Source organism: Brevundimonas sp. UBA7838 (assembly GCF_002500885.1).
Lineage (GTDB): Bacteria > Pseudomonadota > Alphaproteobacteria > Caulobacterales > Caulobacteraceae > Brevundimonas > Brevundimonas vesicularis_C.
This window is the reverse complement of record NZ_DLTK01000113.1, coordinates 14446-28864: the sequence shown is the minus strand read 5'-3', so window position 1 is coordinate 28864 and position 14419 is coordinate 14446. Positions and strand designations below refer to the sequence as shown.

Annotated in this window: 14 protein-coding genes; 6 read left to right on the top strand and 8 right to left on the bottom strand. The window is 64.9% G+C overall.

All coding sequences use genetic code 11. The annotated features are described in order from the left end of the window. Positions 1-41: 41 nt before the first annotated feature. Entirely contained in the window at positions 42-188 is a 147-nt protein-coding gene (locus B3T77_RS10785) for a lasso RiPP family leader peptide-containing protein (protein WP_157076490.1), read from the bottom strand. A gap of 222 nt (positions 189-410) precedes the next feature. On the opposite strand from B3T77_RS10785, the gene B3T77_RS10780 reads away from it, so the two are divergent. From B3T77_RS10780 to B3T77_RS10770, 3 genes are read left to right on the top strand one after another with little or no spacing between them, the layout of a single operon-like run. Continuing rightward, the gene (locus B3T77_RS10780; protein ID WP_169802135.1) at positions 411-1448 is read left to right on the top strand and encodes a nucleotidyltransferase family protein; all 1038 of its coding nucleotides are present in this window, start codon (positions 411-413) and stop codon (positions 1446-1448) included. A gap of 41 nt (positions 1449-1489) precedes the next feature. After that, positions 1490-2608, top strand: a complete 1119-nt coding sequence (locus B3T77_RS10775) for a hypothetical protein (RefSeq protein ID WP_066629693.1) — start codon at positions 1490-1492, stop codon at positions 2606-2608. Beyond that, positions 2605-3597 (top strand): glycosyltransferase family 2 protein, encoded by a 993-nt coding sequence (locus tag B3T77_RS10770; RefSeq protein ID WP_066629656.1) that lies wholly within the window; start codon positions 2605-2607, stop codon positions 3595-3597. Before B3T77_RS10775 ends, B3T77_RS10770 begins: the two co-directional genes overlap by 4 nt. Here B3T77_RS10770 and B3T77_RS10765 read toward each other — a convergent pair. Genes B3T77_RS10765 through B3T77_RS10745 form a run of 5 tightly spaced genes read right to left on the bottom strand, consistent with a single transcriptional unit; the run spans position 3539 to position 9891 of the window. Beyond that, positions 3539-4558, bottom strand: coding sequence for a glycosyltransferase family 2 protein (locus tag B3T77_RS10765; RefSeq protein ID WP_066629659.1), 1020 nt, complete (start codon positions 4556-4558; stop codon positions 3539-3541). The two genes, B3T77_RS10770 and B3T77_RS10765, sit on opposite strands and share 59 nt — an antisense overlap. Continuing rightward, positions 4542-5879: an O-antigen ligase family protein gene (locus B3T77_RS10760; protein ID WP_169802136.1), complete on the bottom strand. Its 1338-nt coding sequence runs from the start codon at positions 5877-5879 to the stop codon at positions 4542-4544. Before B3T77_RS10760 ends, B3T77_RS10765 begins: the two co-directional genes overlap by 17 nt. An 8-nt stretch (positions 5880-5887) precedes the next feature. After that, complete coding sequence (locus B3T77_RS10755) at positions 5888-8098, bottom strand: GumC family protein (protein WP_066629665.1); 2211 nt, start codon at positions 8096-8098, stop codon at positions 5888-5890. A gap of 27 nt (positions 8099-8125) precedes the next feature. Then, positions 8126-9403, bottom strand: a complete 1278-nt coding sequence (locus B3T77_RS10750; RefSeq protein WP_292079495.1) for an outer membrane beta-barrel protein — start codon at positions 9401-9403, stop codon at positions 8126-8128. Between the two features lie 26 nt (positions 9404-9429). Next, entirely contained in the window at positions 9430-9891 is a 462-nt protein-coding gene (locus B3T77_RS10745) for a hypothetical protein (RefSeq protein ID WP_066629670.1), read from the bottom strand. 155 nt (positions 9892-10046) lie between these two features. Between B3T77_RS10745 and B3T77_RS10740 the strand changes: the two genes are divergently transcribed. Then, positions 10047-10328 (top strand): hypothetical protein, encoded by a 282-nt coding sequence (locus tag B3T77_RS10740; RefSeq protein WP_066629672.1) that lies wholly within the window; start codon positions 10047-10049, stop codon positions 10326-10328. Here B3T77_RS10740 and B3T77_RS10735 read toward each other — a convergent pair. Continuing rightward, complete coding sequence (locus tag B3T77_RS10735; RefSeq protein ID WP_292079492.1) at positions 10315-10824, bottom strand: hypothetical protein; 510 nt, start codon at positions 10822-10824, stop codon at positions 10315-10317. The two genes, B3T77_RS10740 and B3T77_RS10735, sit on opposite strands and share 14 nt — an antisense overlap. Before the next feature lie 297 nt (positions 10825-11121). Between B3T77_RS10735 and B3T77_RS10730 the strand changes: the two genes are divergently transcribed. Both B3T77_RS10730 and B3T77_RS10725 read left to right on the top strand, forming a co-directional pair. Continuing rightward, entirely contained in the window at positions 11122-11697 is a 576-nt protein-coding gene (locus B3T77_RS10730; protein WP_066629676.1) for a polysaccharide biosynthesis/export family protein, read from the top strand. 80 nt (positions 11698-11777) lie between these two features. Then, positions 11778-12887: a cell wall hydrolase gene (locus B3T77_RS10725; protein WP_066629678.1), complete on the top strand. Its 1110-nt coding sequence runs from the start codon at positions 11778-11780 to the stop codon at positions 12885-12887. A 246-nt stretch (positions 12888-13133) separates the two neighbouring features. Here B3T77_RS10725 and galE read toward each other — a convergent pair whose 3' ends face one another. Next, positions 13134-14123 carry a UDP-glucose 4-epimerase GalE gene (gene galE, locus B3T77_RS10720; protein WP_066629681.1) on the bottom strand — a complete coding sequence of 330 codons (990 nt, stop codon included), beginning with the start codon at positions 14121-14123 and terminating at the stop codon, positions 13134-13136. Between the last annotated feature and the right edge of the window lie 296 nt (positions 14124-14419).

Sequence of the window (14419 nt, the reverse complement as noted above, 5' to 3'; positions counted from 1 at the left end):
GTTTGGCTTCTAATCTCGAATGGCGCGGCTGCGCCAGTCGATCAGGAGAAGGTCAGCTCGCCGAACGGGGTGCCGGTCGGGAAGGTCGCGTCGAGCTGCGAACCGCGCGAGGCGCCTTGCGTCAGGGTTTCGAACGAACCCAGCGACGTCATTTCGGGGGCTTCATAGGGAGTCTTGACCGTGGTCATGGGTTTCTTCCTCAAGATGGATTTGGAACAGCATTCATACCTCTTTAACGATACGGCTCAGGAGTCAAATGGAAAGCGAACAAAGTTCTCACATCGAGACCTCGAGACTGCTAAGTGTTGAGTTGCAAACACAGTTTTCCCCTCTCACGCGTATTTATGCCCCTATCGCCCTCCGCACTGAGCCCAAGCGCCACAGACCGCCAGCTGCTGGCGGCGCTGCCGTTGACCGCGCAAATTCTGCGCGCTTGGGCGCGGGGCGGTTCTGAGATCGGGACCATCGATCCTGGCCATGGCCCAGCCGCAGCCACGCTTCTGGCTCAGAACCGGATGCTCGGCCTGACGGGCGATCTGTTGATCCAGACCGTTCCCACGGCTGCAGTCATCGAGATCGTCCAGGGTTTTCGTCGCTTGACCGCACAGATGAATGGGGCCGGTCTCCTGTCAATGCGGCGGTTGATGACCGCCATGCGCGGGCTGACGGACCCTGTCGTGGTCTATAAGGGTGTTGTGCTGCAGCAGCATCTCTACGGCACGCCGTTCGCCCGCCCGGCGTCCGACATTGATATTCTGACCCGGCCGTCGGCCTATCGCGCTGTATCGTCTCACCTGCAGAGGGCGGGCTACGATCTGGATCGCCACACGGACACGCTGTGGTGGAGATGGTTTTTGGCTGAACAGCAGTTCCGCGATAACGCCGGGTCGCAGACCGTCGATCTCCACCATCGCCTGCAGCAGCCCGGATGCCCGATGCCGCGGCGAACCGAGCGACTGATCGCCTGCGCCTACCCCACAAGCTTCCTCGGCGGTGAGGTTCTTACTTTCCGTGACGACCATGCCCTTCTCGTCGCCGCGATGAGCGTGGCCAAGGCGCTCCATCACAGGGAGCCTGCGGGTCGGTATGTGAGCGACGCCGAACGTTTTCTGCGCCGGTTGTCGCCGGAGGATTGGTCCCGTCTCGACAAGGAAGCGATCGATATGGGTCTGGGCCGCACGCTGGACCTGGCGGTTCGGTGCGTCGACGTGGTGTTTGAGACCATACCCCCGGGCCAGCGACGCGACATTCTTCCGAAAGTGTCGGACGTTGCTCTTCGGGACATGGTCCTTGCTCCGGGTCAGGCGCGGTGGATTCGCCGGCGCGAGCTCCTGCGCGCGCTTTGCGACAAACCTTCAGACGTCATCTCGGCATGGATGCTGATGGCGGCGAGCGAGACCGCCCGTCGCGCGTCCGGCGCCGCCCCCGCCGACGAGGGAACGCTGTGAACCCGCCCACCACCGCCTCGGCCCAACCGCGGATTCTGTACATGGCGCCGGATCTCAGCGACCCAGCCGTCGCACGCCGCCTGACCATGTTGAAGGCAGGCGGCGCCAAGGTGACCGTGTCTGGATTTCTGAGAGGGAACGCCTCTCCTCCGCCAGCCGACTGGAAGGCGGAAAGCCTCGGGCGTACGCAGGACGCGGCGCTGGGACAGCGCGCGCTCATGGTGGCGTGGCGACTTCTGAATCCCGTGGCGCTGCGGCGAAGAGTGCGGTCACAGGATGCCGTCCTTGCTCGCAATCTCGAGATGCTGGTTCTTGCCTGGTGCGGCCTGCTGCTGGCGGGGAGCGACGCCAGACTGTGTTACGAGGTTCTCGACATTCACCGCGTGATGCTCGGCGACGGGCTGAAGTCGCGCCTGCTGCGCCGCGTCGAAGCGGCGTTGTTGAAACGGGTCGATCTGCTGGTGATCAGCTCCAAAGCGTTTGATCGCGCCTATTTCCAGCGCCTGCAGCCCCTGCCCGCGCCGAGGCTGCTTCTGGAAAACAAGGTCTTGTCGCTGGACGATGCGCCGGCGTCCACTCCGCCGCCGCCGCCGCCGCAGTCGGAGGGCCCGCCATGGCGGATCGGCTGGTTCGGAATGTTGCGATGCCGGCGCAGTCTGGAACTCCTGGGTCGATTGGCGGCGAGCAGACCCGGACTTGTGCAGGTCGATCTGCGCGGCCGTCCATCACCGGCCGTCTTCGGCGACGACTTCAGCGCGGCCGTGGCCCAGTGGCCAGGATTGACCTACCATGGGCCGTACAAGGCCAGTGATCTGCCCTCGGCCTATGGCGCTGTTCATCTCGTCTGGGCGATCGACTTTTATGAAGCCGGACAGAACTCGGACTGGCTGCTGCCCAATCGTCTCTATGAAGGCGCCGCCCATGGTCGGCCGTTGCTGGCGCTGCGAGGCGTTGAAACCGGTCGCTGGCTCGAAGAACGCGGGGCGGGCATCCTGATGGATGATGTCGAAAGCGAGCTTGAAACAACCCTGGATAAGATGTCTATGGAGCGCTATCGATTGTCCCGTGACGCGGTGGACGGCCTTGCCCCGGCAGACCTGTTCGCGACTCGACGAGACTGTCGAGAGCTCGTTAAAGCGCTGACGGAACTACCCGAATGACACCCTCCGGCCTTCTCATGGCCATCCCCTGCCTGAACGAGGCGGCGCATCTGCCGCACCTCATTGAATCGATCATCGAGGACGCCTCGCCGAACGATCTGATCGTGATCGTGGATGGCGGCAGTACGGACGGAAGCCGGGAGATTGCGTCAGACTGGGCCGCCCGAGATTCAAGGGTCGTTTTGTTGGCCAATCCGGCGCGTTTTCAGAGCGCCGGTCTCAATCTCGCCGTCGAGCGCTATGCGGCCGATCGCCAGTTTCTGATCAGGATCGACGCTCATGCGGCCTATCCGCGCCACTTCGCACAGGCCTTGATCTCGGCCGCGACGCGGACACGCGCGGATTCCGTCGTTGTTCCAATGCGGACAGTCGGTCGCGACTGTTTTCAAATCGCCGCTGCGACGGCTCAAAACTCAAAGATCGGCGCGGGCGGATCGGCGCACCGCATTGGCGGGCGCAGCGGATGGATCGATCACGGTCACCATGCCCTCATGCGCGTGGAAGCCTTCAAGCGGATTGGCGGATACGATCCGACCTTCACCCACAATGAGGATGCCGAATACGATCGACGCCTGACCGAAGCGGGAGGACGGATCTGGTTTCAGGGCGACTTGCCGATCGACTACTATCCTCGCCGCTCCGCAGCCGCCCTGTTTCGCCAGTACGTCAATCATGGTCGAGGCCGCGCGCGGACGACGCGGAAGCACCGTATGGCGCTGAAACCTCGTCAACTGGCTCCGGCGCTTGTGCTGCCCGCCGTCGGCGTCGGGATCGCGGCCCTGCTGGCCGCGGTCGTCTTCAGTCCTCTGGCGATCGTCGCAGCCCTGCCCGCCCTGCTTTGGGTTCTGGTTTGCCTGGCAGGCGGCCTGCAGGCCGCCCGTTCTGCAAAGTCACCGGCATGCGGCTATTTCGCCGGTGTCGCCGCCATGCTCATGCACCTGGGCTGGTCGTTCGGCTTCCTGCAGGGGCGGTTTCTGACGAACCGGTGAGCCGCCGTCGCCCGCGCAGCCAGACCTGCTCCGCGAGTTTGCCGACGAGTTGCAGGGACGCCTCGGGATCGTGAAAGGCGCTGAGCGCGGCGCGGAAATCCCTCGCCTTCACGGCATCGATGAGCCGTCGCCACTGAAGCCGGTTATCGATATCCCGCCAATGCCGGCGGATGTTGCGATGCTCCGCAGGGGTCAGCGATCGGATTTTTGCGAGCTGAGCCGTGCAGTCACGCAGGATGTGCAAATCATCGATCGAATGCCGCCCGCTGAGCGAGTCGGCGCGGGTCAGGGCGACGTAGCCGCAAGCCGGACCGAGCCGCAGCCGTCCCCCGTGGGCCAGCACCTGCGCGTATAGCAGAAAATCTTCTCCCAGTCGCATCGGCTCGGCGTAAGCCAGACGGTGTCGGCGAAGAAACGGCGTCGACATCAGAGGTTTGATGAAACCAAGTTCCTCCCGGTGACGGCCCGGTCGGCTGACGTTGCCGTCGATGAAGACGTCAAGCGGAACCGTGACCCAGGGTCCGGACCGACCTTCGAAAGGCATGCTCTGGGCGGAGGTCAATTCGCCGATGGAGGCGACGCGCGTGATCGCATCCGCGACCATTTCAGCGCCGTCCGCCTCGGCGAGAAGACGCGCGAGGCGTCCAGGGACAAAGACATCGTCGGCGTCCAGGACGCAAACCCAAGCCGCCCGAGTATTTGAAAGCGCGATGTTACGGGCTCTGGACGGCCCGCCGTTCACCGTTTGTCGGACAACCCGAAGCCGTCCCGAGCCGTCGTCGCACGTTTCTGCGAGCTTGGCCGTTTCGTCAGTCGATGCATCGTCAATCACCCAGACCTCGATCGCCTCGGGCTGCGCCAGCGCGCTTTCGATCGCAAGCCGGACCGTCGCGGCCGCGTTGTAGGCCGCGATGATCACGGCGACGGACCCGCTGCGCGGGGAGTCAGACTGTGTCTGCATGCGCCAATCCATCCCTGCGCCGACGCCGGAGTTTCCGCTTCCGAAAGGGCCTCTCGGCGATCGCGACTTGGACGCCCAGAAGGAACGACCAGCATAGGGCGACAGCCGGGATCTGGAGTGCGAAATCGGTCATCCCATGGAGCAGAATGACGGAATCTGCAAAGAGCAACGGCAGCAACAGGGGCGCAGATCGGGCGTCCAGGCCGCGAATGGCCGTCAAAAGGCAAGCCCCGATCGCCGCACCCATCGGCAAGGCTGCCGCAAGCCCGCCTTCAGCCAACCACTGGAGGGCCCAGTTATGCGCGCTCTGAATGTTCCACAGCGCCTCGTAGCTTTGAGGTGTGAGGCCAAGCTTGGTCACCAGTGAACCGGTCCCAAGACCGGCGCCGAACAGCGGCGCATCCCTGAACGCCGAAGCGTAGATCTTATAGATCGCCGCACGATCAGCCGCCGCTCCCCCGATGCCGCCAAGTCTTCCCATCACACCGTCTCCCGCCTCGATGAGCGCAAAGGCGAGGACGATGAGACCGGCGCCGCCGAGCCAGAGCCGACTTCTTGCGCGTTCTTCGGTGGGGCGCGGCCAAGACAAGTAGAGGCCCAGAAGGCTGAGCGCGACCACGGCGAGACCAGACCGGGACTGGGTCAGCACGAGCGCCAGGATCATGAGCAACAAAGCGCCGCCCTGTACGGCGAGGGTCCATCGACCGCCCGCTCTCAGCCTGACGCTCTTCACACCCAGGATGCGACCTGCCGTTACGACAGCCCCGACGCCAACGACCGTCGCCGCCGTGTTGGGGCTGAGAAACGGCGCGCCCAGACGGGCCTGCCCGCCTTCCAGAACATAGAGGATCAGGCTCCAGCCGGTCCATACCGCCGTGCCCGCGATAAAGGCGTCGAGCACCTTGATTCCGGCCCGAAACCCGGAAATCGCATAGACGCCGGTCAGGAAGGCGCAGGCCAGGCCGAGCAGTTTGGCGATTTCGACAAGGGTGTGAACAGGCGCGATCGAGAGCGAATGACCGCCGACCGCCCGATAGAGCCCGACACGGACCGAGGGGTCGGTCATTGGAATCACGGTAGCGACACCGACGCACAAAACCACAAAGAACGCAGCCGCGGGCAAGGCGAGTCGACGCAGGGGGACGGGACCGCCGACGCCGCCCCACGCCGCAAAGGCCAGAAGGGCGAAGAGGCCGGTCATCACCAAGGCTTCAGAGGCGGACACCGCGCCGCCGATGAAGAAGCCGGCGAACACCATCGCCAGCGCTGCGCGGCCGAGCCAGATCGCACGGACAGGCGACCGTGGAACGGGCGAGGCCAAGCGGCGCATCAGTTTGTGTAATAGCCCTTATAGGCGGTGTAGTAGTACCCGGGATCACCATAGCCGTAGCGGGCCTGCTCCTGAACATCGACCTGGGTCAGGACCGCGCCGGCGACCGTGGCTTCGGACTGTTCCAGCGAGCGCAGTGCGGCCTCGGCGGCCTTCGACGGCGTCTTGCGCCAACGCGCCAGGAACATCACGGCGTCGGCCTGACTGGCCAGCACACGGGTCTCGGCGACGGCCAGGACGGGCGCCGTATCGAGGATGACCATGTCGAAATCCTCGCGAAGACGGCTCAGGAGCGCTGTCATCTCGGCCGTATTGAACACCTCGCGAGGCGTGAAGTCTCGCTTGGCGACAGGAAGCACCCATGCGCCTGACGCCTCCCCCTTCAGCAGGACCTCCGCCAGCGGCTTGGAGCCGTCGAGCACATCCAAGAGTCCGAAATCCGCGTCCACGCCGAGCAGCCGGCTGACGTTGCGGCGGCGAATGTCGCAGTCGACGATCACGACCTTGAGGCCGGCCTGCGCCGCCGAGATCGCGAGGCAGACCGCAGTCGTGGTCTTGCCTTCTCCCGGGAGCGCGGAGGTTACGACGACGACCTTCGCCGCCGCGCCGAGTTTGGCGTACATGATCGATGTGCGCAAAGTCCGGAAGGACTCGGCGAAGGCCGAGAGCGGACGATTGAGAAGATACTCGGTCGGCGCCATCCGCCGATCCTTCCGGTCCGCCGTCGACATCAACAGCGGCACGGCGCCCAGCATGGGCAGGCCGAGACGCCTTTGCACGTCCTCGCTCGTGATCAGCCCATCGTCCATCAGCTCGACGATGACGACCGCGGCCAGACCACATCCCAGGGCGAGGATGAAACCAAGAACCAGATTGACCGGGACGTTCGGCGAGCTTGGGGCTCCGGAGGCGCGCGCGGCCTGCAACATCCGGCTGTCGGCTGTTTCATTTCCGGACTGGTTGGTTGTCTCCTGGTACCGTTCCAGGAGCCCTTCATACAGCTTGCGGACGCTTTCCGCATTGCGCTCGAGCTCATTGAGCCGGACGCTGGCGGCGTTGTTGCTGGCGAGAGCGCCCCTTGTCTGGCCGAGGGTGGATCGCAGCGACGCCGTGCGGTCACGCGCGACCTGAACGCGGGCCTCCAGGTTCGAGATCACGCGCTGAATCTCAGCCTGGATCTGGCCGTCGATCGCAGCCAGCTCCTGGCGAGCCCTCACCAGCGCGGGCCAGTCCGGGCCATACCGCGCCTGCAGATCCGCGACGCGCGCGGCTACGGTCGCCCGCTGCGCGCGAAGGCTGCCCACCACCGATGACTGAAGCGCCTCACCCACGTCGCCGCCTGACGACCCTCGGGCGAGCTGACTTCTCGCCGCGCGAAGCCGGGCCTCCTCAACCGCCTGATCCGCTTGCGCCGTCGCGAGTTGCTGATTGTAGGTCGAGACCTCCTGCTCTGTCAGGGTCGCCCCGGACGACGTCAGCAGGTTGTTGGCGGACCGGTAGGATTCCACAGCGGCCTCGGCTGACTGAACCTCGCCGCGAAGCTGGTTCAGCCGATCTTCCAGGAAAGTATTGGCCTGACGATTGGCGCCGCCTTTGTCGGAGACCTGATTGGCGATGTACTGGCCCGCGAAGGCGTTCGCGATGCGCGCGGATTTTTCCGGATTGAGCGAGGTGAAGCTTACGCCGATGATATAGGTCAGCCCCATGCGCTGAACCTTCAGCCCGCCTCGGAGCGCCGAAGCCGCGCGCTCCCGGCCCAGCCGGATCTCATCCGGGGTCGTGGGGGGGGCTGGCGGCGCCAGGGATCGCCCCTGGACGCGAGCGATCAGGGCGCCGAGTCCGCTGGGCTTTCTGAGCGCCCAGTTGAACTCCGGATCATTTTCGAGCCGCAGCACTTCGGCGACCTGCCTGGCCAGGTCGCGGGACTGCAGCACCTCGACCTCGGAGTCCACGACGCCGGTTTCGGCCGGAAGATTGGACAGGACCTGTTGCGTGTCCAGAACCTGCGACTGACGCACATTCAGCATCACCTGCGCCTGAGCTGTATAGCGCGGCGTCGCCCGCGCCGTCACCAAGAGCGCGGCCAGAAACACGAGCAGGGCCACAGCGCCGAAGAGCCTTACCCTGCGCCGGAAGATATTGATCAGATTGCGAAGACTGAACGTCTCGGCGGCCGAGGATGGAAGAGACGGGACACCGGATTCGGTCATGATAGCCTAGGTTGATCGCTTACGGCGTCAGTACTGCAGGACGAGAGACAGAATGAGGCGATGAGCATTGTAGTCGTTGATGGCGGAGGTCCCGGAGGAGTCCCGGGTCTCGTAGGCATAGCTTCCCGTCACCCCGACCGAGCGATTGAGGAGATAGGTCGCGCGGAGGCCAGCATAGTATGTGTCATTCTGGCGATCGAGCGTGTCGAACTCTTCAACAAGCGTGCCAAGTCGGCCCTCGACGATGACATTGCGGCGAAACTCATAGTCGACAGTCGCCTCGACCCGCGTTGTCAGAATACCGGCGGAGCCGACGATCCCGGAGTCCGCCACACTCCGGTTCGCGCTCAGTCCGAGCGTAATCAGATTGGTGATGAAGTAATCGAGCCGACCTCTCGCGCTGAAGCCGTCGAGTTGTCCGTAAAGGGGATTATCGAATCGTTGCGAGATGTAGCCGACACCCACGTCGCCGCGCACAAGCGCGCCGAGCTCGAAGTTCGCGCCCGCCAACAGGTTCACCCCATCCGAATCCCGGAGCGGCGTCAGCGCATCGCCTGTGTCGAAACGCCGCTGATTGCCCTCGATCTGGAAGAAGACGGCCGTCGCCGGGCTGATCGCGTAATCGGCGCGCAGCGACGCCGTCGTCGTGGTCTGATCACGCGTGTCCTGCGGAACGACGACGCCGCTGACGGAGATCCCATCTTTATAATCATAGGCCTGGACGCCGGCGGTTCCGACGAGGCGAAGCCTGTTGAAGGTCCACGTGCTGCCGAGGGCGCCGCCGTAGCGATCGTACTCGATCGGCTCAGCAATAGACGCCGGCGTGTTGGACGCCGTTCTCGGCTCCACCTCGCGCGCGTAGTTGAGGTCGGCCCGAACGTCCCGTCCCCGCTGGATATCGTAGCGTCCGGCGCCCCCGATCGCCCAGGTGCCGGTATTCTCGGAGTCGTTGTCCACATAGCGCGTGATGCGGCCTCGCACATATCCCGTTACAGAATGACGAGCCCAATCGCTCTCGACCTCGACACTCGGATCCACGGTGTAGACGGTGTCGGAGAGTTCATTCGTTTCCGACGCGAGGACATTGCTGTCATACCCGACGTCCGCCTGGACCTTCGGATAGGCCAACCACGCCCCGGCACGCACGCCGAGCGCCTCGTACTCGGGATGCGGCCGATCCTTCACCGCAACACCACGATCTCGCGAAAACAGATCCACGGCCTGGGCCTGAGCGGCGTCGGCCGCGCCAACGGCAGCCGTTATGGTTCCCAGCCCTGCGACCAGGACGGCTTGTTTGAAACCCATCGTCATTTTCCCCGAACCCTTAACTCTCAACCGCCGATCGGGGACCGATAGTCCGCGCCGCCGCTCCCCGTCCCCGTAGTCGGCGGCGGGACGGCCACGCCGCCTTGGCCGACCGTGGCGGCCGGGCCAGAGCCGATCGCCCGCTCGATGCTCGACGCGACGCTCGACATTCCGGCGCATCCCCAGCGATTCCAGACCGTCTGATCGAAAACGCAGCCCTCCTCGGCGATCGCCAACCGCACAGAGGCGAGCGCCTGCGCCGGCGCCGCGTTCGCCGTGACGAGAATGTCGGCGAGCGTTGCAACCACGCCGGCTTCCTGGGGATCACTCGCCGAAGACGTCCGCGCCCGCTGAACGGCCTGCCGGATCGAGGCCGTCAAGGCCGGAGAGGGCGCCGCAGACGCGGTCGTCTGGCCGCGAGCGGGTGAGATCGCGCCGCCGGCCGCGATGGCGGCGACGAGACCCGCGACACGCAGATACTGGATCATGGTTCAGTCTTCCGTCAGCCCATTGATCCGTCGCGATACACGTCTCTGACGCAAAACCCAAGACCGCCGCTATCTCAGGCTGGACAAATCCAGACATTTCATCCCTTTTGCCAAGTCCGTCGTCGGGGTGCGGACCCATCATCGTCGAAAACAGAATGACACGCGAAGAATTCGCACGGAGATGGCTGACGCCAGGCGGTCACGCGCCCCAGAAGAGCGCGCCTGTCGGCCAGGTGCGGCTGACTGATGCGCGCGCCCGCGTTTTCCGGGAAAAGGCGCCAGCGCCGGTTCCGCTGGTCCAGGCGGGACGCGCCTTGCAGAAATGGTCTCTGATCGCTGTTGGGGCTGGCGTCTTCTTCGCCGTCATGGCCGCAGTTCTCGTCAAGCTGGGACCTTACGTCAGCGACTACGCCGCCACCTACCTCACCCCTCGCTAGGCGCCCTGATCGGCGGCTGCGACTGCGACGCCCGCATCCGGTCGAAGAGCAGTGCAGCCACCATCCGGCCTGAGGGATCCGATACGGTGTCGGGAAGGCCCCTCATGGCCCAGCCATGTCGAGGAAAGGCCGCCGCGAGTTCGGCCGTCGCCGACTCCCGGACATCAGGCGGCAGCCCTCCCCAGTGCTCGAACACGAACCTCAGACGCCAGGCGGTGGCGTCGGGACCGAAAGGCTCGATCCGGTAGCTCTGACGAATGGCCGCGATCGCCGCCTCACTGAGCGCCGGACGACGCAAACTCTCAACATAGGCGCGTGACAGTTCGGGTCCGGCGCTCGCGGGGGCCCACTGGGCCTGCCAGGCCAGTTTCGAAGCGAGGGCGTCCAGCGCCGGCCCATCGCGAGCCTGCCTGGGCAGCTCCGGCGGCGACGTCCGTAGCAGCGTCACCGCGGCGAGCCTGGCGGCGCCGAGCGCGCAGAGGGCGCAGAGGGGCACGCCCCACCCGTCCCTCGACGCTGCGGCTCTGACACTTGAGCCGACGGCCGCAAGGAATTTCTTCCATGGGCGCCGATAGCCGACCGTTCGCCTGCGTGATCTGGTCATTGTCGCTGGAGAACTACGCCTCGCAGCGCAAGAAGGCAAAGCCGCACGCCCTCTCCGTCGTGAAATGGGGACACCGAGCGGCGACGTCGCGACATTCGATGTCGGCGCGGCGTTCGCTTTCGCAAACTATTGTGCGTCGGATTCGTCTTGGAGGTTGAGATTCATCGCGCTTCGGATGACGATGGATCCATGTCCAAGATCGTTCTGAACCGCCGTCTCTTTGTCGCTGCAGGCGCGCTGTCACTTGCGGGATGCCAGTCGGTCCCTGTCGCCGATGATGCAGCGGCGGCGGAGACCCGCACGGTCGGCGACTATCAACTCGACGCCGGAGACAAGATCCGCCTCAACGTCTTCGGCGAAGAAGAACTCTCTGGCGAGTTTGTCGTGAGCAGCGCAGGGCTGCTGTCCATCCCGCTCGCGGGCGACATACCCGCCAAGGGTCGTACGATCCAAGAGGTGCAGCGCTCGGTCGAGGCGGCGCTGCGCGCCGGATATATTCTGAATCCGCAGGTCAGTGCGGAAGTCTTGACCTATAGACCGTTCTACGTCCTCGGAGAGGTCAACAAACCGGGCACCTACCCCTATGCGGCAGGTCTCACCGTCCTCAACGCGGTCGCCACAGCCGGCGGCTTCACCTATCGCGGCGATACCCGGCGCATCTTCATCCGGCGCGACGGCAGCCAGCGCGAAGAGGTCTACAAGGTGACGTCCACGCTACAGGTCGCGCCTGGGGACACGCTACGGATTGCTGAACGCCTGTTCTGACACCTCTCCCGGATCTGGCACGCCACCTGCTCGGTTTCAGGGTCGTCGCGAGGCGATGGCTTGGAATAGGACGTCGGCCGATGGATGAGCACCATTTCAGTGTGAGGTCTTATGACCGTGCGCGCCAGGTCCGGATCTTCGGCTCGATCTTCATCGGCGGACTGGCGATCGCGATCGGCATGATGTCGATCGTCGCGTCAGACGCCTGGACGTCACGCTTCGAGCAGGTCTTCGAACCGCTGCCGGGCCTCCTCTATGCGCCGCCGACACAGGACCTCGCGCTGACGACTGAAGACAATCCGGTTCCGCTGACGTTCCAGGCGATCGATCGGAGCGACGCCTATCGCTACAATGCCTCAATACCTGTGAGCAAAGAGCCCCTGGAGCCGGCTGCGCCGTTTGTGCTGCCGTCATCATTGAGCCCGATCGAAAGGGACCGGGCTCTGAACTGCCTCACCCAAGCAGTCTATTACGAAGCGGGATCCGAGCCCGCGCCGGGTCAGCGCGCTGTCGCCCAGGTGATTCTCAACCGCATGCGGCATCCCGCGTTCCCGTCCTCTGTCTGCGGGGTCGTCTATTCAGGCTCGCAGCGCGTCACAGGGTGTCAGTTCACCTTCACCTGCGACGGCTCCCTGTCGAGGACGCCCTCCGCATCCGGCTGGCGCCGCGCGCGGCTTGTCGCCGAGGCGGCCCTGTCCGGATATGTCGAGACTTCGGTCGGCCAGGCGACGCACTATCATGCGCTCTATGTGGCGCCATACTGGAGTCCCTCTCTGGTCAAGGTGGCCAACATCGGAGCCCACACCTTCTACCGGTGGAAGGGATGGAACGGAAAGCGCGCGGCTTTCAACAGTCCTTACGCTGGAAGAGAGCCGATCGTGCGCGGCCGGACCGCAGCAGATGTGGCTGCGGATGCAGCTGCGGCCTTGCCAGCGCCGGCCCTCACCGAGATCGACACCCGACCCGTGGACCCGCCTGAGGCGCCCCGCATCGCGCCGTCGCGTCCGTCGGCGATCGTGATCCCCGAAATGCCCGTCGCCCCGCCCAGTTCAGCACCGGAGGTTCCGACCGCGCCGACGGCGAGCCCGCCTCGGTCGGTGCAGACGACCCCACCGCCACCCGCCGAGGCCGTGACCACGACGCCAGACAACGACCGCCCTCGGCGCCGAGTGGCGCGTCCAACGTGGTGACGCGGTTACAGCAGGAGGAAGACCGGCGACAGGATCAGGCACCACAGAAACGTTGAACTGATCAGGATGAAGGCGAGGGTGCGCCGAGGCGACCATTTCTGGTCGCACGCGTCCGCCGTCGAAAATCGCCTCGGCGCTGGTCCTGACAAGGCATCGACAGAAAAATCCGACATGGTCGCTCCAGCTTCTTCCGCCGTTTTGGACAACAGACGTCAACACTGGGCGAAGAGAAACGGTTAAGGCCCGTTAGGTCTGCGCGGCGTGCCAGTTCCAGGCGCTGTGCACGATGTCGTCCAGCGAGCGGATCGGCCGCCAATCCAGCCGCTTCGCCGCCAGTCTGTTATCAGCAACAAGACAGGCCGCGTCTCCTGGCCGACGCTCCGCCACGGCGACGGGGAAAGGCGAATTGGTCTTTCGGCGGATAGCGTCCACCAGTTCACGCACGGTAGTGCCCTCGCCGGTCCCCAGATTGAAGGCCGTCGTCTCGCCGCCTGCGAGGAGATACTGGAGCGCCCTCACATGCGCATCCGCCAGGTCGAGCACGTGAACATAATCCCGCACGGCGGTGCCGTCGCGCGTCTCGTAGTCTTGGCCGAAAATGGTGAAGCCGCTGCGAAGCCCCAGCGCAGCCTGCAAAGCCAAAGGAATCGCATGGGTTTCCGGGTCGTGGCGCTCTCCGATGCGGCCGTCGGGATCGGCTCCCGCGGCGTTGAAGTATCGCAAGGCCACCGATCGAAATCCTGAGAGGGCGTCGAAATCCGCCAGAGCCTGCTCAACCATCAACTTGGTTCGGCCGTAAGGATTGAGCGGCGCCTGGGGATGATCCTCGCCCATCGGCAGAACCACCGGCGCGCCATAGGTGGCGCACGTCGATGAGAAGACCATTTTGTCGATGCCGCCGCGCCGCGCGGCCGCGATCAGGCTCAGACTGCCCGAGACATTGTTGTCGTAGAAACGACCCGGCTCCAGAATCGACTCGCCCACCTCGATCAAGGCTGCAAAGTGCAGGACGCCGACGGGACGGTGGCGGCCTATGACCTCATCCAGTCGCGCGCCATCGCGTATGTCGCCGACTTCCAGCGGCCCCCACTGGACGGCTTCCGCATGTCCGTTCGACAGATTGTCGTAGACGACCGGGATGAAGCCCGCTGCAGCCAGGGCGAGGCAGCAATGTGACCCCACATATCCGGCGCCGCCCGTGACAAGCACGGTCCTGTTTACCGTCGCCGTGCTCATCCCAGATCATCCTGTCGCCAGTCGCCGCTGGGGCGCTTCTATCAACTCTTGGGTAAATCGCCAGTGGGACGGGCAGGAGGATCTCCACTCCGGCGCGGGCGGTCCACGACCGCCATGGCCGGACCGATGGTTCCCCGCTTGGCTTCGGCGGACGATCGGCGCAGAGCCTCTTGAGAGGGACCGGCCGAAGAATGAAGGGGGCCTGAACAGGTCCGCTGGCCCCGCTGGAGCCTGCGACGCCTCTGGCGCCTCGCCGGTCGCGCGTAACGGTATGGACATCTGGAACAGCCCTGATA